This is a genomic window from Gordonia sp. IEGM753, assembly GCF_050321825.1.
In the GTDB taxonomy this organism is placed as follows: Bacteria; Pseudomonadota; Gammaproteobacteria; order Pseudomonadales; family Pseudomonadaceae; genus Aquipseudomonas.
This window is the reverse complement of sequence record NZ_JBNQGB010000007.1, coordinates 310,215-333,192: the sequence shown is the minus strand read 5'-3', so window position 1 is coordinate 333,192 and position 22,978 is coordinate 310,215. Positions and strand designations below refer to the sequence as shown.

General features: G+C 58.2%; 22 protein-coding genes. 16 read left to right on the top strand and 6 right to left on the bottom strand.

Translation table 11 applies throughout. The annotated features are described in order from the left end of the window. Positions 1-38: 38 nt before the first annotated feature. The 4 genes from ACQR3R_RS27210 (at position 39) to ACQR3R_RS27195 (ending at position 3,327) form a co-directional block, all read left to right on the top strand. Positions 39-1,595 (top strand): AAA family ATPase, encoded by a 1,557-nt coding sequence (locus ACQR3R_RS27210; protein ID WP_428277206.1) that lies wholly within the window; start codon positions 39-41, stop codon positions 1,593-1,595. A 91-nt stretch (positions 1,596-1,686) separates the two neighbouring features. After that, positions 1,687-2,031 (top strand): pentapeptide repeat-containing protein, encoded by a 345-nt coding sequence (locus ACQR3R_RS27205; RefSeq protein ID WP_428277204.1) that lies wholly within the window; start codon positions 1,687-1,689, stop codon positions 2,029-2,031. A gap of 207 nt (positions 2,032-2,238) precedes the next feature. Next, positions 2,239-2,511, top strand: coding sequence for a TfoX/Sxy family protein (locus ACQR3R_RS27200; protein ID WP_007971093.1), 273 nt, complete (start codon positions 2,239-2,241; stop codon positions 2,509-2,511). Positions 2,512-2,526: 15 nt separating this feature from the next. Continuing rightward, positions 2,527-3,327, top strand: a complete 801-nt coding sequence (locus ACQR3R_RS27195) for a cyclic nucleotide-binding domain-containing protein (protein WP_428277201.1) — start codon at positions 2,527-2,529, stop codon at positions 3,325-3,327. A 233-nt stretch (positions 3,328-3,560) separates the two neighbouring features. On the opposite strand, the gene ACQR3R_RS27190 is transcribed toward ACQR3R_RS27195, so the two are convergent. From ACQR3R_RS27190 to ACQR3R_RS27175, 4 genes are read right to left on the bottom strand one after another with little or no spacing between them, the layout of a single operon-like run. Next, positions 3,561-4,412 (bottom strand): ChaN family lipoprotein, encoded by an 852-nt coding sequence (locus ACQR3R_RS27190; protein WP_428277199.1) that lies wholly within the window; start codon positions 4,410-4,412, stop codon positions 3,561-3,563. A 20-nt stretch (positions 4,413-4,432) separates the two neighbouring features. Further along, the gene (locus ACQR3R_RS27185; protein WP_428277229.1) at positions 4,433-5,155 is read right to left on the bottom strand and encodes a heme ABC transporter ATP-binding protein; all 723 of its coding nucleotides are present in this window, start codon (positions 5,153-5,155) and stop codon (positions 4,433-4,435) included. Between the two features lie 44 nt (positions 5,156-5,199). Next, positions 5,200-6,237, bottom strand: a complete 1,038-nt coding sequence (locus ACQR3R_RS27180) for an iron chelate uptake ABC transporter family permease subunit (protein WP_428277197.1) — start codon at positions 6,235-6,237, stop codon at positions 5,200-5,202. Continuing rightward, entirely contained in the window at positions 6,234-7,106 is an 873-nt protein-coding gene (locus ACQR3R_RS27175; RefSeq protein ID WP_428277196.1) for an ABC transporter substrate-binding protein, read from the bottom strand. Before ACQR3R_RS27175 ends, ACQR3R_RS27180 begins: the two co-directional genes overlap by 4 nt. Positions 7,107-7,272: 166 nt before the next feature. On the opposite strand from ACQR3R_RS27175, the gene ACQR3R_RS27170 reads away from it, so the two are divergent. Continuing rightward, positions 7,273-7,590, top strand: a complete 318-nt coding sequence (locus tag ACQR3R_RS27170; RefSeq protein WP_428277194.1) for a Rieske 2Fe-2S domain-containing protein — start codon at positions 7,273-7,275, stop codon at positions 7,588-7,590. Here ACQR3R_RS27170 and sfsA read toward each other — a convergent pair. Together sfsA and ACQR3R_RS27160 are read right to left on the bottom strand one after the other, a co-directional pair. Further along, a complete protein-coding gene (gene sfsA, locus ACQR3R_RS27165; RefSeq protein ID WP_428277192.1) occupies positions 7,587-8,300 on the bottom strand; it encodes a DNA/RNA nuclease SfsA in 714 nt (237 codons plus the stop codon). The genes ACQR3R_RS27170 and sfsA overlap by 4 nt on opposite strands. Beyond that, complete coding sequence (locus tag ACQR3R_RS27160; protein ID WP_428277190.1) at positions 8,300-9,472, bottom strand: pyridoxal phosphate-dependent aminotransferase; 1,173 nt, start codon at positions 9,470-9,472, stop codon at positions 8,300-8,302. Before ACQR3R_RS27160 ends, sfsA begins: the two co-directional genes overlap by 1 nt. Positions 9,473-9,805: 333 nt before the next feature. Between ACQR3R_RS27160 and dksA the strand changes: the two genes are divergently transcribed. The 11 genes from dksA (at position 9,806) to pgi (ending at position 22,816) form a co-directional block, all read left to right on the top strand. Continuing rightward, positions 9,806-10,249 carry an RNA polymerase-binding protein DksA gene (gene dksA, locus ACQR3R_RS27155; RefSeq protein WP_030130357.1) on the top strand — a complete coding sequence of 148 codons (444 nt, stop codon included), beginning with the start codon at positions 9,806-9,808 and terminating at the stop codon, positions 10,247-10,249. A gap of 200 nt (positions 10,250-10,449) precedes the next feature. Then, complete coding sequence (gluQRS, locus tag ACQR3R_RS27150) at positions 10,450-11,337, top strand: tRNA glutamyl-Q(34) synthetase GluQRS (protein ID WP_428277187.1); 888 nt, start codon at positions 10,450-10,452, stop codon at positions 11,335-11,337. A gap of 77 nt (positions 11,338-11,414) precedes the next feature. After that, positions 11,415-11,591, top strand: a complete 177-nt coding sequence (locus ACQR3R_RS27145) for a hypothetical protein (protein ID WP_003176118.1) — start codon at positions 11,415-11,417, stop codon at positions 11,589-11,591. Beyond that, positions 11,581-14,529, top strand: a complete 2,949-nt coding sequence (locus tag ACQR3R_RS27140; protein ID WP_428277184.1) for an ATP-binding protein — start codon at positions 11,581-11,583, stop codon at positions 14,527-14,529. The genes ACQR3R_RS27145 and ACQR3R_RS27140 overlap by 11 nt, the downstream gene beginning before the upstream one ends. A 22-nt stretch (positions 14,530-14,551) precedes the next feature. Next, positions 14,552-15,988, top strand: a complete 1,437-nt coding sequence (locus ACQR3R_RS27135; RefSeq protein ID WP_428277182.1) for a sigma 54-interacting transcriptional regulator — start codon at positions 14,552-14,554, stop codon at positions 15,986-15,988. Positions 15,989-16,696: 708 nt separating this feature from the next. Then, a complete protein-coding gene (locus tag ACQR3R_RS27130) occupies positions 16,697-18,097 on the top strand; it encodes a polynucleotide adenylyltransferase PcnB (protein WP_428277180.1) in 1,401 nt (466 codons plus the stop codon). Between the two features lie 3 nt (positions 18,098-18,100). Beyond that, positions 18,101-18,592, top strand: coding sequence for a 2-amino-4-hydroxy-6-hydroxymethyldihydropteridine diphosphokinase (folK, locus tag ACQR3R_RS27125; RefSeq protein WP_428277178.1), 492 nt, complete (start codon positions 18,101-18,103; stop codon positions 18,590-18,592). Positions 18,593-18,848: 256 nt separating this feature from the next. Then, positions 18,849-19,649, top strand: a complete 801-nt coding sequence (gene panB, locus ACQR3R_RS27120) for a 3-methyl-2-oxobutanoate hydroxymethyltransferase (protein WP_428277176.1) — start codon at positions 18,849-18,851, stop codon at positions 19,647-19,649. Continuing rightward, on the top strand, positions 19,646-20,506 hold the full coding sequence (panC, locus tag ACQR3R_RS27115; RefSeq protein WP_428277174.1) for a pantoate--beta-alanine ligase: 861 nt from the start codon (positions 19,646-19,648) through the stop codon (positions 20,504-20,506). Before panB ends, panC begins: the two co-directional genes overlap by 4 nt. Positions 20,507-20,540: 34 nt before the next feature. Further along, the gene (gene panD / locus ACQR3R_RS27110) at positions 20,541-20,921 is read left to right on the top strand and encodes an aspartate 1-decarboxylase (RefSeq protein WP_003228271.1); all 381 of its coding nucleotides are present in this window, start codon (positions 20,541-20,543) and stop codon (positions 20,919-20,921) included. A gap of 230 nt (positions 20,922-21,151) precedes the next feature. After that, complete coding sequence (gene pgi, locus ACQR3R_RS27105) at positions 21,152-22,816, top strand: glucose-6-phosphate isomerase (RefSeq protein WP_428277171.1); 1,665 nt, start codon at positions 21,152-21,154, stop codon at positions 22,814-22,816. The last annotated feature ends 162 nt before the right edge of the window (positions 22,817-22,978 follow it).

Genomic DNA, 22,978 nt, shown 5'->3' with positions numbered 1-22,978 from the left:
GGCGGCCTTGAATTTTTCCAGACTCTGAAGGATCGCCTGTGAGCCAGTCACTGATCGCTGCCCTGCAAAACCCTGCCCTTTATCCGCATCCTGTAGACGGGTTCCAGGTCATCGAGACCCATATTTCCTGGGTGATTCTTACCGGTCCCTTTGCCTATAAAGTGAAGAAACCGGTGAACTTCGGTTTTCTCGATTTCACCAGCCTCGATGCTCGCGAGCACTTCTGTGGTGAAGAGCTGCGTCTGAACCAGCGTCTGACCAATGATTTGTATCTGGAAGTGTTGCCCATCACCGGCAGCGCTGAAGCACCTCAGTTGGGCGGCGAAGGTGCCGTCATCGACTACGCGCTGAAAATGCGCCAGTTCCCGCAAAGCCAGTTGCTCAGCACACTGCAGGCCAATGGCGAATTGACCACTGCGCACATCGACGAGATGGCCGCGCAAATCGCCCAGTTCCACCTCACGGCCCCTAAAGTACCTGCCGAACACGAAGCGGGCACTCCGGACAGTGTGATGGCGCCTGTGCGTCAAAACTTCGAACAGATCCGCCCGTTTCTCAGCGATAAGGCCGACCTGCTGCAACTCGATGCGCTGCAAGCCTGGGCTGAAAGCAGCTTCGAACGCCTCAAGCCACTGTTCGCCCAACGCAAGAGCGACGGTTTCATTCGCGAATGCCACGGCGACATTCACCTCGGCAACGCCACGTTGATCGACGGCAAGGTGGTGATTTTCGACTGCATCGAATTCAACGAACCGTTCCGCTTCACCGATGTGTATGCCGACACCGGTTTCCTGGCGATGGACCTCGAAGACCGCGGCTTGAAAAGCCTGGCGCGTCGTTTCATCAGTCAATACCTGGAGTTGACCGGCGATTACCAGGGCCTGGAATTGCTCAACTTCTATAAAGCCTATCGCGCCCTGGTTCGCGCCAAGGTCAGCCTCTTCAGCATGCCTGCTGAAGCCGACCCGGTGCAGCGCGCCACCACCCTGCGTCAATACCGCAACTACGCCAACCTGGCAGAAAGCTATAGCACCATTCCTTCGCGCTTCATGGCGATTACCCACGGTGTTTCAGCCGTCGGCAAAAGCCGTGTCGCCATGCGCCTGGTTGAAGCGTTGGGCGCCATCCGCCTGCGTTCCGATGTAGAGCGCAAGCGCCTGTTCGGCGAGCAAACCGTGGAGAACGACCCACAGGCCGGTATTTATAGCGCCGACGCCAGCGCCGCCACGTACACCCGCCTGCATGAAATTGCCGCCGTGATTCTGCGTGCGGGTTTCCCGGTCGTGGTCGATGCGACGTACCTCAAGCGCGATCAACGTGATGGCGCGGCGAAAGTCGCCGAAGCTACGGGGGCACCGTTCCTGATTCTTGACTGCAATGCGCCACAAGCAGTGATCGAGAGCTGGCTGGCACTGCGCCAAGCGGACAAAACGGATCCTTCCGACGCCAACCTGGCCGTTATCGCAGCTCAACAGGAAAATCGCGAGCCGCTGACGCCAGCAGAAATCCTCTGCAGCAAGCGCGTTCAGACCAATGAAAGCGGCACGCTCGACACGGTTGTTGCGCAAATCCGTCAGCGCCTGCCCGGCCTGTAAGCAAGTATTTCAGCCGTGACGCCCTCATCGGCTTCACGGCTGTCAAATAGTGGCACTATACTGGCGTCATAAAACCAACAGGTGATGTAACATGAGCCAGCCCAAACTTCTCGACACGCCGCTTTATGCCTTGCTGCACAAAGACGACATCAAGGGTTTCAACGAAGAACGCGCAAAAGAAGGGTCTGTCGACATGGTCGGCGGAGATTTCCGGGGCCTGGATCTGCGCGAGTTGAATGCCGACGGCGTCGACTTTACCGACGCATATTTTCGTTCTGCAGACTTGCGCGGTATCGACTTTCGCAATTCAAACCTTGAAGGCGCAAGCCTGGCTCACGCGCAAATCTCAGGTGCCTACTTTCCCCCAGAACTGAGTGCCGACGAGATATTGATGTCGATGAACTTCGGTACCCGGCTGCGTTACCGCACTCGCTGATCTCCCCCGCTTCACTTGCCAGTCATGACGCAAGCCCTGTGAAAACGGGGATTGCGCTGCCCTCCCTTACTGCATTCGCAGCTTCTACGAACGCTTCGCTTAGAAGCATTCGCGTCAAAACCGACCAAACAATCACGCTTTTCCTACTGATGGCTACACTCCTCAGAAGCTCGCCCACGCACCATTCGGCCGTCGCAAGGAGGCTTGATGAATGATGAACTGCAGCACCTGAAGAATCTTGGCAAGACGTCAGCACAGTGGTTGCATGCCGTGGGCATCCACAGTGCCTCGGACTTGCGGCGACTGGGGGCGGTGGATGCTTATCGGGCCGTGCGCACGCGCGGGTTTCGTGCATCCAAGGTGTTGTTGTATGCGATCGAAGGCGCCCTGATGGATGTGCACTGGAATGACATTCCCGCCGAGCGCAAGGAAGCCTTGAATAAACAGCTTGAGGCTATTTCGTCCCGCCACAAGAACTGAACGGGCGCATCCGCCATGTATTTATTAGGGGAACAACCGGCCTACGCCGATGCATTGATCAACCGATTGCAGAACATCCCCGCGCGACTGTTGGCGGGTTTGGCCCCTTGCAGTGCAGCGTTGGAGTTTTCTGCCGTCGATGACCTGGCCGCCTCATTGCCCGACGATCAGTTATTTATGCTGGAAAACGGATTGCTGCAGGGGTACGTCAATCAGCGCGCCTTGTTCTATTTACACGAAGGCGATCTGGTCGGCCTGCATCAGGGCGCGCAGTTGCCACGCCATGACTTGCGCAGCACCAGCCCGCTGACGTTAACGCCCTATCTGCGGTCCGAGGTTTTCCAGCACATTTATGCAGACCCGGAGCGCTCAGAGTTATTGCTGCAGTATCTGATGGGTCAAAACAGCTTGCTGGCCGACGCGGTAGCACGCCTGAAACAACCCGAGTTTCGCAGCACAAACGGATTCAAACGGGTGGCCGGTGGCGAGGTATTGATCCAACAGGGCGACGATGCCGATCACGTGTTCGTTATTGTCGAAGGCCATGCCGAAGCTTTTGTCGACGGGCTTAAAGTGGGGGATGTTGCGAAGGACGAGATTTTCGGCGCCCTGGCAGTGTTCACCGGCGAGAAACGCAACGCCACGGTCGTCGCCAGCGAACCCAGCACCCTCATGTTGATCCCCAAAGACCAGTTTCTCAGCCTGACCCAAAGCAACCCGAAGATCGCACACAGCCTGATCGAGAGCATGGCCAGACGTATTGGCTTGCTGAACCAGCAGATCATACAGCTGAGCACCCTCGGCAAATCAGCTTAAAACCCGGCGTTCACGGGGCTTCCAGGCGACCCAAGGGCGATTCTGAAATAAATGAAAAAACAGCGGTTGACATGGTAATGAGAATCGCTATGATTATCACAACTGGTCGCGAGACTGGTCGATATTTGAAAAGCCCTTGGTTCGGACTCTCAGATATCTCCTCATCAGGCTAATCACGGTTATTTGACCCGGCTCTTGCCGGGTCTTTTTTTGCCCGTAGAAAAATACTTCCTTTATTTGCCGAACTGCTTACGCATTTGCGCACAATAATCCGGGGCCAGGGTTGCAGGGGTGTACCAGACATAGTCCGCCATGGCGGGCGTGACTTCCCCACCCTCCTGCGCCAGCATCAATACTGTGGGTGCCTCGGGTTCACCCAGATCAAGCACATGCAGCGGCACACCCACATCCTTGCGTGCGTGGTATGCGCCGGCAAACAACAGTGAAGGAGTGGGTGCCGACAACAGTCTTTCGGCCATGCGCCGATCTCGTTGCTGCTGCACGGCAAGCATTGCTGGCATTTGCGAAAGGGGTAACAAGCCGCAATGAGCGCCGCTTATCTGTGCCAAAAGCTCCTCCTTGACCGACCGCGCATTCGAGCGCGAACCACTCAACGCTGGAGGCCTGGCATAGAAAGAGCGCACTTCCTGCGAGTCCAGGTTGGCGGCCAGTAATGGATATGGTTGAGCAAGGGCGAAACGGACGATCGGCCCGTAAAGATTCCAGTCCCAACCGGACTGCCAGGCCAGGGCGGAGGACACATCAATCGGCGGCGTCGATGCACGGCGCACGTCATCGACGCGCACTTGTTGATCGGGCGTCAACATTTCCAGTAACAGGCTGCCTTGAGGTCGCTGCTCGCCCAGTGACTTCAACAACCACAATTGCAGCTGATGATGATCGCCATTGTCATGCTGCTCACCGACGATCAGCCGCGATGGTTTGGCCAGCCGCACAAGCAGTTCCTGCGGTGTCAGCGTCTGACCGTTGTGCAAGTCGCGAATCTGACCGGTGATCGGCGGCGGCGTGGCAACATGCTGGCAGGCGCTCAGCAGCAATAGAGCCAGAACGAAAATCGCGCGCATGCCTCACCTCTATCAATAGCTCAACGGGCGATGATCAGCGGATGCCCACGCTCCGGATGCGACTGCACCAGCACTTCCAGCCCGAACACTGCTTTTAACGGCTCCGGACGCAATACCTGCTCTGGTGTATCGAGCGCAATCGGCCGCCCGCCTTCAAGCAGCAAGATACGATCACAATAGCGCGCTGCCAGATTCAGATCATGCAGGATCACCAATACCGCTGCACCGCGATTGGCGAATTCTCGTACCGCTTGCAACGTGGTGTGCTGATGCAGTGGGTCGAGCATCGACGTCGGCTCATCCAGCAACAAAGTCTGCCCTGCCTCACCCGGCCATAGCTGCGCCAACACTCGTGCCAGATGCACCCGCTGCCGTTCACCACCGGACAACGCCAGATAACTGCGTCCGCTTAAATGCCCGGCGTCGGCGGCCTGCAAAGCGGACGCGATGATTTCGCCATCCCGAACCCGGCCACTTTGATAGGGCAACCGCCCCATGCCGACGACTTCCTCGACACGAAAGCCAAAATCCAGCGTCGAAACCTGAGGCAGCACCGCCAGACGCTGCGCCCGCAATGCCCCGGCCCACTGTGCTAAATGGCGCTCACCTAACCAGACGCTTCCCTGATCAGGCTGCAACTCACCACACAACGCACCGAGCAACGTGCTTTTACCTGCACCGTTAGGGCCGAGTACTCCCAACACCTCGCCCGGTTTGAGTTCAAGCGTAATGTCCGATAGCACGATTTTGCGACCGCGAGTGATTTGCAGATTTTGCGTTCGCAACATCAGGCGCGCCCTCGAAGCAGCAAATACAGGAAGACTGGCGCACCGATCATGGCCGTGACGATTCCGATCGGCAGCTCGGCTGGCGCCAAGGCCAATCGTGCCACCAAATCGGCGAACAGTAACAAACTGGCACCGGCCAGCACCGAGGCCGGCAGCAGCACTCGATGATCCGGACCGGATAGCTGGCGCACCAGATGCGGCACTACCAAGCCGACAAAACCGATCATCCCCGCCGCGGCCACAGCTGCACCCACACCCAGCGCGGTGCAAAATACCAACTCCCGCTTCAGCGCTTCGACGTCAATGCCCAAGTGACCGGCCTCCGATTCTCCCAGCAACAACGCATTCAGCGCGTTCGCCCGCCGTGGCAACCACAGCGCCACGCCGGCACTTATCAGGAGTAACGGCCAGAGTCGCGAATAACTGGCACCGTTCAGGCTGCCCAGGTTCCAGAAGGTCAGCGTGCGCAGGGTCGTATCGTCGGCCAGGTAGGTGAACAGTCCCACGACCGCGCCCGCCAGCGCCGTCAAGGCCAGCCCGGCCAACAGCATGGTCGCCACATCGGTTCGCCCGTTACGCCGACCCAACCGATAGACAATCGCTGTTACGCCGAGCCCGCCGAGAAACGCACACAACGACAATAAATAAGGCCCAACGGATTCGGGCAGCCCTCCAAACACCGAGCCGCCGACAATCGCAATCGCAGCGCCCAGTGCCGCACCACCGGAAACGCCTACCAACCCGGGATCCGCCAATGGGTTGCGGAACAAACCCTGCATCGCGACGCCCGACAGCGCCAACACGCCGCCCACCGCCAACCCCAACAAGGTCCGCGGCAAACGAATCTGGCCGAGGATCAACTCAGCCTGTTCCAATCCATCAGGGGCAATTGGCAGGCCGATCATGCGCAGCGATGCGCGCAAGGTGTCGAGCAATGGCAGGCTCACCGGCCCCAACGCCAACGATAACCAGGTCGCCAGCAAACACAGTGCACTCAAGCCAATGAACAAGGTTCGCGGCTTAACCAGAACAGTCATTGGCCGGCAATGCCTGGGTACAAACCATCCGCAAGTTTTTTCACCGCCTCGGGCAACCGTGGGCCTAACCCTCCCACCAGCAAGGTTGGATCAATCTCCAGGACTCGTCCTTCCTTAGCTGCGCGGGTCGAGGACAGCATCGGATTCTCCTTGAACAACGCGGCCCTCGCCGCATCACCGGTCAACGCGCGGTCGGCAAACACCAGCACCTGTGGATCCAGGCCGACCATCGACTCAACGGAAAACGGCTTGTAACCAGTGTGTGTCGCCAGATTGTGTCCACCTGCCTGCTGCAACAGCCAGTCGGCCGCCGTGTCTTTACCGGCGATCAGAGGTTTGCCGCCCGCATGCCCAATGAGTACTAAAACGCCCGGTGACTTGCCCGTCGACTGAGACTTTTCAAGGCGAATTTTTTGTTGGTCCAATTGCTCTTGATAAGACTGGAACAGCTGTGCAGCCTGATTTTCAGCACCGAGCAGCTTACCCAGATGCTGCAAATTAGCCTGCAGTGTTGGCAAATCAGGCCGAGCCGAGAACAACTCGACCTGCACACCCGCATTGCGGATTTGCGACAGCACTGGCGGCGGCCCCATCTCTTCGGTGCCGACCAGTATTTGCGGACGCAGGCTTAAAATGCCCTCCGCCGACAGTTGACGCTGGTAACCGATGCTTGGCAGCGACTTGAGCGTGTCCGGGTGCTGGCTGGTGGTATCCACACCGACCAGTTTTGGCTCCCCGCCCAACGCACTGACCCACTCCGACAGGGCGCCGCCGGCGCTGACCCAGCGTTGCGGCAGTTCGGCAGCGACGGCATGAAGGCTGACGAGAAAACCGATACACAGCGCAACGAATCGGGTACTCAAGCGCATAAACAGCTTCCTTTAAGGTATTTCCCGGACATCGAGCAGACAGGCCAAGTATCCTTGGCGCCTGGAATACGCAGTCCACGGACGAAGCGGGCATTTGATAATTGTTTGCATTTGCACGTCAAGTACGGACATCTCCTACGACACGAACCGGCATCTGAGGATAGACATGAAGTTTCTGTGTGACGGCGCTGAACTGTCCGATGGCAGCAGTCGTGGGTTCGACATCGAAGGGCAAAAACTCTTTGCCGTGCGCCGTGGCGGCCGGGTTTATGTCTACATCAACCGCTGTCCGCACCGTGGCGTTGCACTGGAATGGCAGCCCGACCAGTTTCTGGACCCCAGCAACAGCCTGATACAATGCGCGACTCACGGCGCATTGTTTCTGATTGAAGACGGCGAATGCGTCGCCGGCCCGTGCGCCGGCAAATCCCTCAGCGCAGTGGCCTGCCGCGAAGACGCAAAAGGGATCTGGATTGGCCTCTAGCCGTTGAGCAAAACCTCCAGACGCCGATCGACCACCATTTGCTCATGGTTCAACTGCACGCCATAGGCCAGCACTTCAACTCCGCACGCCACCGCCTCGCGCAGCGCCGCCGCGTAGGCTGAATCGATTTCTTCTGCCGGACGCACAGCGTCAATCCCGCTTAAGTTGACGCAATACAACTGGACTGCGCGAATCCCGTCCCGCGCCAAATGCGCCAATTCTCGCAAATGCTTGGCCCCACGCTGGGTAACGGCATCAGGAAACGCAGCCACCGACGTACCGTCAAAACCTAAAGTGACACTCTTTACTTCCACATACGCCGACCCATTCGGGTAATCGAGGCGAAAATCGATGCGGCTGTTCTCCTGACCGTAGGCCACTTCCCGCTTGAGCTCGGTGAATCCACTCAGTTCGGTTATGACGCCAGCGCGTAGCGCCTCTTCGATCAACCCGTTCGCCCGATTTGTATTCACACAAAACAAACGTCCTTGCGGGGTTTCGCCGATTTCCCATGTGCCCACAAGCTTGCGTTTGGGGTCATTGGAACGGCTGAACCAAACCTGTCCGCCCTCTACCTGGCAATTGAGCATCGAACCCGTGTTAGGGCAGTGAATGGTCAGCAACTCGCCGCTAACGGTTTCGATATCCGCAAGAAAACGCTTGTAACGGCGAATCAGACGTCCTTCTTCGAGGGGAGGATTAAAACGCATCAGCCTTGCCAGCTCTTTAACCCACGAGCAATTCGCTCGACCGCCTCTTGCAGGCGTGGAAGGCTTTGGGTGTACGCAAATCGCACGTGATGACCTGCCTGATACCGCCCGAAATCCAGTCCCGGCGTGATGGCTACATGTTCTGTTTCAAGAAAATGCCGGCAGAACGCGAAGGCATCTCCGCCGAATTGGCTGATATCGGCGTACAAATAGAAGGCACCTTCAGGCTCGACCGCAATGGCGAACCCCAGCGCTCGAAGGGCTGGCAGCAGGAAGTCGCGACGCCGACCAAATTCTGCGCGACGCTCCTCAAGAATATTGATGGTGGCGGGTTCAAAGCAGGCCAGCGCTGCATACTGCGCCATGCTCGGTGCGCTGATGTAGAGGTTTTGCGCGAGTTTTTCCAACTCACCCACCGCTGCTTGCGGCGCCACTAACCAGCCCAGCCGCCACCCGGTCATTCCAAAATATTTTGAAAAACTGTTGAGGACAAAAGCACTGTCGTCCACTTCCAGCACGCTGGCCGCATCCGTGCCGTAGGTCAGGCCATGGTAGATCTCATCCACCACCAGATGACCGTGGCGCGCCTTGATTGCCGCAGACAAACCGGCCAGTTCGTCACGCGTCAGAAGGGTCCCGGTCGGGTTGGCAGGCGACGCCACCAAAGCGCCGACGCTGTCATGGTCCCAATGCCTGGCCACCAGGTCTGGCGTCAGTTGGTAACGTACCTCCGGCCCTACCGGAACCAGCTGCGCCGCACCTTCAACCAAGCGCAGAAAATGCCGGTTGCACGGATAACCCGGATCGGCCAGCAACCAATGCTTGCCCGGATCCACCAGCAATGCACTGGCCAGCAGCAGCGCGCCTGAACCACCTGGGGTGATGAGGATTCGCTGCGCATCGATGTTCAAACCGTAGCGCTGCTGATAGAAACCGGAGATGGCCTCGCGCAGTTCGGGAATACCACGGGCAGCGGTGTAACGGGTTTTACCGGCAGTCAGCGCTGCATGCCCGGCCTGAATGATCGGCTCGGCAGTGGTGAAATCCGGCTCGCCGATTTCCAGATGAATCACATCGTGGCCGGCCGCTTGCAGTTCATTTGCCCGCGCCAGCAACGCCATGACATGAAAAGGTTCGATAGCGCGACTGCGGGCACTGTAGGGCTGAGCCATTAGCCTTCCTTCAACAGAATAAAAAAAACGATTCTACCCAAGCGCCGGAACGAGCGAGAGCCTAAAGCGGTCACAGCCTTATAACTCTGGTCTCAAACGACTGAAGCGTGTGTCCCAGGTTTGACTAAAATCAATATTTGATCAGGTCTCCATCGCCACCAGACAAGGGTTTGCAATGATTTGCAAGCGCCTCGCAGCGCCGCCTCGACATCCGGGAGTAGCGCGCTCCGATTTGATCTGGTAAGTTCGCCCGCTTGCAGCCGCAGGGCCGGCAGGTGCCGGTGATGGAGCAATCCTGCGCAATGGATTACAAGAGTAGAGGCGGTCCATTTCATGCCCACCCAAGCAAAGCAACAGCAAAACCAGTCGATCAGCGGCTTCGAACCCTACAAAGAAGTGAAGGGCGAGGAGTACATGGGCAAGCCTATGCGCGCTCACTTCACCAAGATCCTGAACAAGTGGAAACAGGACTTGATGCAGGAAGTCGACCGTACTGTTGATCACATGAAAGACGAAGCGGCCAACTTCCCTGACCCGGCAGATCGTGCCAGCCAGGAAGAAGAATTCAGCCTCGAGCTGCGCGCCCGCGACCGCGAGCGCAAGCTGATCAAGAAGATCGACAAGACGCTGCAACTGATCGAAGACGAAGAATATGGCTGGTGCGAGTCTTGCGGCGTCGAAATCGGCGTCAAGCGACTGGAAGCCCGTCCTACCGCCGATATGTGTGTTGATTGCAAGACCTTGGCGGAAATCAAGGAAAAGCAAGTCGGCAAGTAATAGCGACTTGAACCAGAACGGAGCGTGCGAACGCTCCGTTTTTGTTTCTGCAATTTGTCAGACGAGACAACCTGTGGGAGCAAGCCTGCTCGCGAAAGCGGTGTATCAGGCAATATTAATGTTGGGGCTGACGGCCCCTTCGCGCGAATGCTCGCTCCCACAGGGGGCTGGCCCAAGCCTGGAAAAGTAACATCGCACTCATGACTGCCACCTCCTACATCGGGCGCTTTGCTCCCACGCCAAGTGGTCATCTGCACTTTGGCTCGCTTGTCGCCGCGCTGGCCTCCTACCTCGACGCCCGCTCGGTGGGTGGCCGCTGGTTGATGCGCATGGAAGACCTCGACCCGCCACGTGAAGAACCTGGTGCTCAACGGGCCATTCTCAAGGCGCTGGAAAGCTATGGTTTCGAGTGGGATGGCGAGATGGTCCGCCAGAGCGATCGCCACGATGCCTATGCCGAGGTCCTCAATCGCTTGTTCAGTCATGGCCTTGCTTATGCCTGCACCTGTTCGCGCAAGGAACTTGAGCCTTATCACGGGATTTACCCGGGCCTCTGCCGCAACGCTGGCCATGGCACGGACAACGCCGCTATTCGCTTGCGTGTCCCCGAACTCGAATACCATTTTATAGACCGTGTGCAGGGCGAGTTCCGACAGCATCTGGGCCGGGATGTCGGGGATTTCGTGATCCGTCGTCGCGACGGGCTGTACGCGTATCAACTGGCGGTGGTGCTGGACGATGCCTGGCAAGGTGTCACCGATATCGTGCGTGGCGCCGACTTGCTGGACTCCACACCGCGTCAGCTGTATTTGCAGGAACTGCTTGGCCTGGCGCAACCACGCTACCTGCACATCCCGCTGATTACCCAGCCCGATGGCAACAAGCTCGGCAAATCCTACCGTTCACCACCGTTAACCGAAGACCAGGCGACACCGCTGTTGCTGCGCGCCCTGCGAGCACTCGGGCAAAATCCAGGCGCAGAACTTTCTTATGCCAGTGCGCGCGAAGTGCTCGATTGGGGCATCGTCCACTGGGATGCGTCTCAGATCCCGCGCACACTGTGCCTGCCTGAAGCGCAACTGCAGTGATCGTGCTTGCAGTGGCGCGCCCATCCGTTACCATCGCCGCACGTTTTCGGGCACGCGCATAAAAAAGAGAGGCCGGGATGTACATCTATCGCTTGGTCCTGCTCCTGGTAGTGGGGATTTATCTGTTCTCCCCGGCCATCATGGATTGGTGGATCGACGCCACAGGCGCCTGGTATCGCCCTTATTTGCTCTGGCTGATTCTGATCGTCGTGACCTTCATCCTGCAGAGCCAAAAAGATGCCGATGAGCTTTAGCCTGACCCAGATGATCCTGATCAGCGCCGCCTACCTGGCGGTGCTGTTCGGTGTGGCCTGGATCAGTGAACGGGGCATGATCCCCCGGGCGATCATTCGCCATCCGCTGACCTACACGCTATCGCTGGGCGTTTACGCGAGCGCCTGGGCGTTCTATGGCACCGTCGGGCTGGCCTATCAGTACGGCTACGGCTTTTTATCCAGTTACCTGGGCGTCTCAGGTGCGTTTCTGTTGGCACCGGTGTTGCTGTACCCGATTCTGAAAATTACCCGCACCTATCAACTGTCATCGCTGGCGGACCTGTTCGCCTTTCGCTTTCGCAGTACGTGGGCCGGTGCGCTGACCACCATTTTCATGCTGATCGGTGTGCTGCCTCTGCTGGCGCTGCAAATTCAAGCGGTGGCCGACTCTATCGGCATCCTCACGCGCGAACCGGTACAGCATCGTGTCGCCTTGAGCTTCTGTGCGCTGATTACGCTGTTCACGATTTTCTTTGGCTCGCGCCACATTGCCACCCGCGAAAAGCATGAAGGCCTGGTGTTCGCGATTGCTTTTGAGTCGGTGATCAAGCTGATCGCCATTGGCGGCGTTGGTTTATACGCGCTCTATGGCGTGTTCGATGGCCCGCAGCAGCTTGAACTTTGGCTGCTGCAAAACCAGACCGCCCTCGCCGCTTTGCACACCCCGTTGCAGGAAGGTCCGTGGCGCACGCTGCTGCTGGTGTTCTTCGCCTCGGCGATTGTGATGCCGCACATGTACCACATGACCTTTACCGAAAACCTTAACCCGCGCTCGCTGGTGAGCGCGAGTTGGGGCTTGCCACTGTTTTTGCTGCTGATGAGCCTGGCCGTGCCGCTGATTCTCTGGGCAGGGTTGAAACTTGGCGCAACCACCAACCCGGAATATTTCACACTGGGCATCGGTATCGCCGCCAATAACAGGGCGCTGGCACTGTTGGCTTACGTTGGCGGATTGTCCGCAGCCAGTGGCTTGATCATCGTCACCACGCTGGCCCTGTCCGGCATGGCGCTGAACCACTTGGTGCTGCCGCTTTACCAGCCACCGGCCGAAGGCAATATCTACCGCTGGCTGAAATGGACGCGCCGGGCACTGATCGTAGCGATCATCATGGCCGGTTACGGTTTCTACCTGTTGCTGGGTGCAGAGCAGGATCTGGCCAACCTCGGCATCGTCGCATTTGTGGCAACCCTGCAATTCCTGCCGGGCGTGCTGTCGGTTCTTTATTGGCCGACCGCCAACCGTCGTGGCTTTATCGCCGGGTTGCTCGCGGGGATCCTGGTGTGGCTGGTCACCATGCTGCTGCCGCTGGTCGGCAACCTGCAAGGCTTCTATATACCGTTGCTGAACATGATTTATGTGCTGGACGACACCAGTTGGCACATGGCTGCGATTGCGTCTCTGGCCGCCAACGTCCTGATGTTCACACTCATCTCGCTGTTCACCAATGCAAGCTCGGAAGAGGCCAGTGCTGCCGAAGCCTGCGCCGTAGACAACGTACGCCGGCCGCAACGCCGCGAGCTGCATGCAGCCTCACCCCAGGAATTCGCCACGCAACTGGCCAAGCCGTTGGGCGCCAAGGCGGCCCAGAAAGAGGTCGAACAGGCGTTGCGCGACCTTTATCTGCCTTTCGATGAACGCCGGCCTTACGCCTTGCGCCGCTTGCGTGACCGCATCGAAGCTAACCTTTCCGGCCTGATGGGGCCGAGTGTGGCGCAGGACATGGTCGAGACGTTCCTGCCTTATAAGGCCAGCGGCGAAAACTACGTTACTGAAGACATCCACTTCATCGAAAGTCGCCTTGAGGATTACCACTCGCGCCTGACCGGCCTGGCCGCCGAGCTCGATGCCCTGCGCCGTTATCACCGCCAGACGTTGCAGGAACTGCCGATGGGCGTGTGCTCTCTGGCCAAGGACCAGGAAATCCTCATGTGGAATAAAGCCATGGAGGAACTGACCGGTATCGCGGCGCAGCGTGTGGTCGGTTCGCGCCTGAGCACCATCGCCGACCCGTGGAAAGAGCTGCTGCAGGGTTTCATCAACCTCCCAGACGAACACTTGCACAAACAACATTTGGCGCTGGATGGCCAGACGCGTTGGCTTAACCTGCACAAAGCCGCGATCGATGAGCCGCTGGCACCCGGCAACAGTGGCTTGGTGTTGCTAGTGGAAGACCTGACCGAAACGCAGATGCTCGAAGATAAACTGGTGCACTCCGAGCGCCTGGCCAGCATCGGCCGACTCGCCGCCGGTGTGGCTCACGAAATCGGCAACCCGATTACCGGTATCGCCTGCCTTGCGCAAAACCTGCGTGAAGAGCGCGAAGAAGATATCGAACTGAAAGAAATCAGCGGCCAGATCCTCGAACAGACAAAACGTGTGTCGCGCATTGTTCAATCACTGATGAGTTTCGCCCACGCTGGCAGTCATCAGCACAGCGACGAGCCCGTCTGTCTGGCAGAAGTGGCCCAGGACGCAATCGGTTTGCTGGCCCTTAACCGACGCAATTTCGAGGTGCAGTTCTATAACCTCTGCGATCCGGATCACTGGGTTGAAGGTGATCCACAACGCCTCGCCCAAGTGTTGATCAATCTGCTCTCGAACGCCCGCGACGCCTCGCCTCCGGGTAGCGCAGTACGCGTCAAGAGCGAAGCCTCTGAACACACGGTCGATTTGATCGTCGAAGATGAAGGCACCGGAATTCCGAAGAACATCATGGACCGATTGTTCGAACCTTTCTTCACCACCAAGGACCCTGGCGAAGGCACCGGTCTGGGCCTTGCACTGGTCTATTCCATCGTTGAAGAGCATTATGGACAAATCACCATCGACAGCCCGGCTGATGTTCAAAGCCAGCGCGGCACCCGAATCCGGGTGACCTTGCCGCGCCATGTCGAAGCGACGTCCGCTGTGAACTGAGACCGTCGAGAGTATCGAATCAATGCCGCACATTTTGATCGTCGAAGACGAAACAATTATCCGCTCCGCCTTGCGCCGACTGTTGGAACGTAATCAGTACCAGGTCAGCGAAGCCGGTTCCGTGCAGGAAGCACAAGAACGTTTCACCATTCCCACGTTCGACCTGATCGTCAGCGATCTGCGCCTGCCTGGCGCCCCCGGCACCGAGCTGATAAAGCTTGGCCAGGGCACTCCGGTGCTGATCATGACCAGCTACGCCAGCCTGCGTTCGGCAGTCGACTCCATGAAGATGGGCGCGGTGGATTACATCGCCAAGCCTTTCGATCATGACGAGATGCTGCAAGCCGTCGCGCGGATCTTGCGTGATCGCCAATCGGTGCAAGCCAGCGGCGAACCTGCCATCGGCAAAGCCGCCAATGGTGCGGTAAAACCAAGCGTCGACAACAGCAATGGCGAGATCGGCATCATCGGCTCTTGCCCGCCGATGCAAGACCTCTACAGCAAGATTCGCAAGGTTGCGCCGACTGACTCCAATGTCCTGATCCAGGGCGAGTCCGGCACCGGTAAAGAACTCGTGGCGCGTGCGCTGCACAACCTTTCCCGGCGTGCCAAAGCGCCGATGATTTCGGTGAACTGCGCGGCCATTCCGGAAAGCCTGATCGAATCCGAATTGTTCGGCCACGAAAAAGGCGCGTTCACTGGCGCCAGCGCCGGGCGTGCCGGTTTGGTGGAAGCGGCAGACGGCGGCACTCTGTTTCTTGATGAAATCGGCGAGTTACCGCTCGAGGCCCAAGCGCGCTTGCTGCGCGTTTTGCAGGAAGGCGAAATTCGCCGGGTCGGCTCGGTACAGTCGCAGAAAGTCGACGTACGCTTGATCGCTGCGACTCACCGGGACCTCAAGAGCCTGGCCAAGATCGGCCAGTTCCGTGAAGACTTGTATTACCGCCTGCACGTCATCGCCCTGAAACTGCCGGCGCTGCGCGAGCGCGGTGCAGATGTCAACGAAATCGCCAATGCGTTCCTGGCTCGGCAAAGTGCGCGGGTTAACCGCACCGATCTTAAGTTCGCTCCGGACGCTGAGCAGGCCATTCGTCATTACGCCTGGCCCGGTAACGTTCGTGAGCTGGAGAATGCCGTAGAGCGCGCGGTCATTCTGTGCGAGAGCCCGGAGATTTCCGCCGAGCTGCTGGGCATCGATATCGAGCTGAGTGACCTGGACGACGATGATTTCATCGGCCTGCCCCCTCAACAGGGCAACAGCACCGGTAACAACAGCCACGAGCCGACCGAAGATCTGTCACTGGAAGACTACTTCCAGCACTTCGTGCTTGAGCATCAGGACCACATGACCGAGACGGAGCTTGCACGCAAACTCGGCGTCAGCCGCAAATGCCTGTGGGAGCGCCGCCAGCGCTTGGGTATCCCGCGGCGCAAGACCGGTGTCGCAAGCGAGAGCTAAGCGTCACCCCACAATGTGCGGGTAACAGATGAAGATGTGAAAAAACTGTTACCTCAGATTTTTCACGTAACAGAAGCCGGGGCTTACGGTAACGAAGCCCCGGTTTTTTGGGGCCTCGGAAATCTCTCCCAACCAGCCAAACCCCTTGTTTTGCTGGGCTTTGCAAAAGTTGGCACGGGCCCTGCTATATGTTTGGTACAAGAACAATAACAAGCAATGCATAAGACAATAAAAATAAGACGTATCGACTCACGCACAATAAAAACAAGACGGCGAGAGGCGCAGCTAACTGATTCTTTTGGAGAGGCGTTGTATTTGGGGCTTGCCCCGCAACCAGGCCGAGAACAACAAAAACTGTCCTAAGACAGAGCCTGAACTGGTTGGATCGATAGATCACTGCAGCACAGCGACCAAAGCAATCCGTTTGCTCTTGGCTCCCGATTGGGAGGGTCATGAAGGAAAAGCTTCATGGCGAGGGCACTTAACAAAAACAAAAAGCCCGAAACCAATAATAAAAATAGAGCATGCAACTACTTCTGGGGGAGCTTCGGCTCCCCTTGTAGTTTCCGGCGTTTAAGCCGGCCACGGACATCCCCTTCAAGCGCTTGCGCAGCTTCCTACACCATCCCTCGACTAAATGCTAGAATCCCCGCCCATCATGCGGTCATTCTTATTTATGGCCGAATATTCCTTCAAACAGTGCATCCCATGCTGAAGAAGTTGTTCCAGTCATTCCGTTCTCCCAAGCGTCATACGCAACACATACGCAGCACGCCTGAAGTCCTGAACAGCGGCCAACACTCGCTGCAAAAGGGCCAATTCAGCCGTTACGCGGTGAATATCGTCGAACGCCTGCAGAACGCCGGCTATCAGGCTTACCTGGTCGGCGGTTGCGTGCGTGACATGCTGCTGGGCATCACGCCCAAAGATTTCGACGTCGCTACCAGTGCCACGCCTGAACAGGTCCGTGCAGAATTTCGCAACGCACGCATCATCGGTCGTCGCTTCAAACTGGTGCATATCCACTTTGGTCGCGAAATCATCGAAGTCGCGACCTTTCGCGCCAATCATCCGCAAAACGACGAGGAAGAAGACAGCAACCAGTCTTCCCGTAACGAAAGCGGCCGGATCTTGCGTGACAACGTTTACGGCACTTTGGAAGAAGACGCGCAACGTCGCGACTTCACCATTAATGCCCTGTATTACGACCCGGTCAGCGAACGCATTCTCGATTACGCCAATGGCGTCCACGACATCCGTAATCATCTGATCCGCCTGATCGGCGATCCAAAGCAGCGCTACCAGGAAGACCCGGTGCGCATGCTGCGTGCCGTGCGCTTCGCCGCAAAACTCAATTTCGGCATCGAAAAACACAGCGCGGCGCCCATTCGCGAACTGGCGCCAATGCTGCGCGAGATACCATCGGCACGCCTGTTCGAAGAAGTGCTCAAACTGTTCCTGTCCGGTCACGCCGCCGACACCTTTGAGATGCTGGTCGACCTGCAGTTGTTCGATCCACTGTTCCCGGCCAGCGCCGAAGCACTGGAACACAACCCGACTTACACCCACACGCTCATCAGTGAAGCCCTGATCAATACGGATCTGCGGATCAAGCAGAATAAACCGGTGACGCCGGCGTTCCTGTTCGCTGCCCTGCTGTGGCCTGCCCTGCCGGCCCGCGTATTACGCCTGCAAGAACGTGGCATGCCGCCGATTCCGGCGATGCAGGAAGCGGCGCATGAGTTGATTGCCGAACAGTGCCAGCGCATCGCGATTCCAAAGCGTTTCACCCTGCCGATCCGCGAAATCTGGGACATGCAGGAGCGCCTGCCACGTCGCAGCGGCAAGCGCGCCGACCTGTTGCTGGACAACCCACGATTCCGCGCCGGTTACGACTTCCTGCTGCTGCGTGAAAGCGCGGGCGAGCAGACCGACGGCCTGGGCGAATGGTGGACGGATTATCAGGACGCCAACGACAGCGAGCGCCGCGACATGATTCGTGACCTCAGCGGCAAAGACGACGGCACTGGCGCCCCCCGCAAACGCCGTCGCAGTGGCGGTGCCAAGCGCAAACGCGTTGCCGGGGCACCGAGCGCTACAGGCGAGTAGTTGATGGAACGCATCTACATCGGCATGGGCAGCAATCTGGCTGACCCCGCCGAGCAATTGCGCAGCGCAGTCCAGGCGCTGGCACAGCTACCGCAGACAGAACTGGTGGCGGTCTCGGCCTTCTATCAAAGTGACTCGCTGCTGCCCGGCCAACCGCGCTACACCAACGCGATAGCCGCGCTGTCCAGCACCCTGAAACCGCTGGATTTGCTTGATGCCTTGCAAGCCATCGAGAACGATCAGGGCCGCGAACGCCTTGAACGCTGGGGGCCTCGCACGCTTGATCTGGACATCGTGCTGTTCGGTGATCGCCTGATCGACGAACCCCGCCTCAAAGTCCCGCATTACCATCTGCAGGAACGCGCCTTTGTCCTGTATCCGCTCGCTGAAGTGGCGCCCGCTGATTTGCGACTGGCGGATGGCCGCACCCTGAGCGAACTGCTGGCAGCCTGCCCGTTCGTCGGGCTGGAACGCCTCTCGCCAATCTCGTCGTAAACGGTGCATCAGCAAAAACCTGCTGAAACGCATCAGTTACCCCGGTAACACCTCTGCCGTAACAATGCGGTAACACACACAATTGACTTCCCGAGTTCTCCTCACGACTATAGGCGTCCCGTTGCCGCCAACACGGCGTTGAAGTGCGCAATCCAGGCCTTAAAAGCACGACAAAAGACCGTGCGCCTGTATTTAAACGAAGAATCACGCGCGTTACTCGCAGTAGTTTCCATAGCGCCTGAATGAGGAACTTTTCATGCCAGCCATCACCCTGACCACCCTGCAAGGTCTGAAGCAAAAAGGTGAAAAAATCACCATGCTGACCTGCTATGACGCAACATTCGCCCACGCCTCTAATGAGGCTGGCGTCGAAGTGCTGCTGGTGGGCGACTCCCTCGGCATGGTGTTGCAAGGTCACGACAGCACCCTGCCGGTGACCACTGCCGAGATGGCTTACCACGTGGCGGCCGTCAAACGCGGCAACAGCGATGCGCTGATCCTCGCCGACCTGCCCTTTATGGCAAACGCCACCCTCGATCAAACCATGGTCAACAGCGCAACCCTGATGCAAGCGGGCGCGCACATGATCAAGGTCGAAGGCGCACTGTGGCTGGCGGACTCGATCCGGCTCCTGGCCGAACGCGGCGTTCCGGTGTGCGCACACATGGGCCTGACCCCACAGGCAGTTAACATTCTGGGCGGTTACAAAGTTCAGGGTCGCAATGAAAACCAGGCACGGCAGATGCGCGCAGACGCAATTGCCCTCGAGCAGGCCGGCGCCTCGATGTTGTTGCTGGAGTGCGTGCCGAGCGAACTTGCGGCAGAAATCACCCAGGCCGTGAGAATTCCAGTCATTGGCATCGGCGCAGGCAGTGCTACCGACGGTCAGGTACTGGTGGTTCACGACATGCTAGGCCTGTCGATTACCGGCCGGGTGCCCAAGTTTGTGAAGAACTTCATGAATGGCCAAACCAGCATTCAAGCAGCGCTGAGCGCCTATGTCACAGAAGTCAAAGCGGTGACTTTCCCAGGTACCGAACACGGATTCTCTGCATGAACACCGTAAAAACCGTACGCGAGCTGCGGGCCGCCGTAGCCCGTGCCCGCAGTGAAGGCAAACGTGTCGGCTTCGTGCCGACCATGGGCAACCTGCACAGCGGCCATATCGCGCTGATCGCCAAAGCCTCGCAGCGGGCCGACTTCGTGGTCGCGAGTATTTTCGTCAATCCGCTGCAGTTTGGCGCCGGTGAAGACCTCGACAAGTACCCGCGAACCCTCGCCGCCGACCAGGAAAAACTGCTGCAGGCCGGTTGCCACCTGCTGTTCGCGCCTTCTGTCGAAGAAATGTACCCGGACGGCATGGCTGATCAGACGCTGGTCAGTGTTCCTCATCTTTCCGAAGGTCTGTGCGGCGCCAGTCGCCCGGGCCATTTCGAAGGTGTGGCCACCGTGGTCAGCAAGCTGTTCAACATGGTTCAGCCGGACCTCGCGGTTTTCGGCCAGAAAGACTTCCAGCAATTGGCCGTGATCAAATCCCTGGTGCATGACCTGAACATGCCGGTGCAGATCATTGGCGAGCCAACCGTGCGGGCCGCCGACGGCTTGGCGTTGTCATCACGCAACGGTTTTCTCAGCGAAGCACAACGCGCCGTGGCGCCGGTTGTGTATCGCACGCTGAGCCAGATTGCCGACGCGATCAAGCGAGGCGAGCGCGAGTACCCGGCGTTGATCGAGGCGCAAAGCAAGCAACTTGAGGCTGCCGGTTTGCGTCCCGATTATCTGGAAATCCGCCACGCTCAGACGTTACGCCTGGCGACGGCGCAGGATCGTGACCTGGTGATTCTGGTGGCTGCTTTCCTGGGCACTACGCGGTTGATCGACAACCTGCACCTGAACCTCGACGCTCCTGCCTGAGCCTTAAATACAAAACACCCGGAAAAATAAAAATATGCACGCCATCATGCTGAAGGCCAAGCTGCACCGCGCCGAAGTCACCCACGCTGTCCTCGATTACGAAGGCTCTTGCGCCATCGACGGCGAATGGCTGGATTTGTCCGGTATCCGTGAATACGAGCAAATCCAGATCTATAACGTCGACAACGGTGAGCGCTTCACGACCTACGCCATTCGCGGCGAGGAAGGCTCGCGCATGATTTCGGTCAATGGCGCAGCAGCTCACAAAGCCAAGGTCGGCGACCGCGTCATCATTTGTGCCTACGCCCACTACAGCGAGGCCGAATTGCTCAATTTCAAGCCGCGCATGCTGTACATGGCGCCGGGCAACGAATTGAGTCACACCAGCAACGCCATCCCCGTCCAGGTCGCCTGATCACGCTTGTAGGCATTATCCCTTCCGTTTGTCGGACCGTTCCCTGCTTTGATGTATAAAAAAGTACCGGGAACGGGTCAGACAAAGTCAAGACAGATCGCAGCGCGAGGTTTACTGTATTCGCCCTGCGCCATGAAATCGCATCGACGCAGTTGACCGGATCGCCCACCCGCAGCGCTCCGGGATTTATAGTGTTCAAAAGGCCGCTCAGTAAAAGGAAACCCGCAGCGATGGCGTACTACCGCACTCCTCAAGACGTGACCGCTCTGCCCGCTTGGCAAGCGTTGAATGATCACCGCCAAGCCATGCAGGATTTCAGCATGCGCGAAGCCTTTAATGCTGATCCGCAGCGCTTTACCCAATTTACCCTCAGCAGCTGCGGCCTGTTTCTGGACTACTCGAAGAACCTGATCAACGCCCAGACCCGTGACCTGCTGGTGGGCCTGGCCAACGAAGTTGACCTGCAAGGCGCAATCAAGGCGTTGTTCGAAGGCGAAATCGTCAACTCCTCCGAAGGTCGTCCAGCACTGCACACCGCATTACGCCGCCCGGTAGGTGACAAACTGTCGGTGAATGGCGTCAACGTGATGCCGGAAGTGCACAAGGTACTGAACCAGATCACCGACCTCGTGGGCCGCATCCACGACGGTTTGTGGCGCGGTTACACCGAGAAGCCGATCACTGACGTGGTGAACATCGGCATCGGCGGCTCGTTCCTCGGGCCAGAATTGGTGTCCGAAGCGCTGCTGTCCTACGCCCAGAAAGGTGTGCGTTGCCACTACCTGGCGAACATTGATGGCAGTGAATTCCACGAACTGACCATGAAGCTGCGTGCCGAAACCACGCTGTTTATTGTTTCGTCGAAATCCTTCAACACCCTCGAAACGCTGAAAAATGCTCAGGCTGCACGCGCCTGGTACCTGGCTCAGGGCGGTTCCGAGGCCGAGCTGTATCGCCACTTCATTGCCGTCTCCAGCAACAATGCGGCGGCCGTGGCGTTCGGTATCCGCGAAGAAAACATCTTCCCGATGTGGGATTGGGTTGGCGGCCGTTACTCGCTGTGGTCGGCGATTGGTTTGCCGATTGCACTGGCCATTGGCATGTCGAACTTCAAGGAGCTGCTGTCTGGCGCCTACACCATGGACCAGCACTTCCAGAGCGCGCCATTCGAACAGAACATGCCGGTTCTGCTGGCATTGCTTGGCGTCTGGTACGGTAACTTCTGGGGTGCGCAGAGCCACGCGATCCTGCCGTACGACCACTACCTGCGCAACATCACCAAGCATTTGCAGCAGTTGGACATGGAATCCAACGGCAAGAGCGTGCGCCAGGACGGTACTCCGGTGTCGACCGACACTGGCCCCGTGATTTGGGGTGGCGTGGGTTGCAACGGTCAGCATGCCTATCACCAGTTGCTGCACCAAGGCACGCAGCTGATTCCGGCTGACTTTATCGTGCCGATTGTCAGCTTCAACCCGGTTTCCGATCACCATCAATGGCTTTACGCCAACTGCCTGTCGCAAAGTCAGGCGTTGATGCTCGGCAAGACCCTGGCTGAAGCCGAAGCCGAATTGCGCGACAAGGGCATGAGCGAAGAAGAAGTACACAAGCTTGCGCCGCACAAGGTGATCCCGGGTAACCGTCCGAGCAATACCTTGGTGGTCGAGCGCATCAGCCCGCGTCGACTGGGCGCCTTGGTGGCGATGTACGAACACAAAGTCTTCGTGCAAAGCGTTATCTGGGGCATCAATGCCTTCGACCAATGGGGCGTGGAGTTGGGCAAAGAGCTTGGCAAAGGCGTCTATAACCGCTTGGTCGGCAGCGAAGAAACCCCGGCCGACGACGCGTCGACTCAAGGGTTGATCAACTACTTCCGCGGCCGTCACCGCGGCTGACTGTTAGTCACCCCGCTACCCATTGTGGGAGCGGGCGTGCTCGCGAATGCAGTTGCTCATTCAACTATGATGTTGGCTGGCACACCGCTTTCGCGAGCACGCCCGCTCCCACTTTGCTTTGTGTATGACTTGAACCCATTGGGCACTCGGCGCATCTTTATT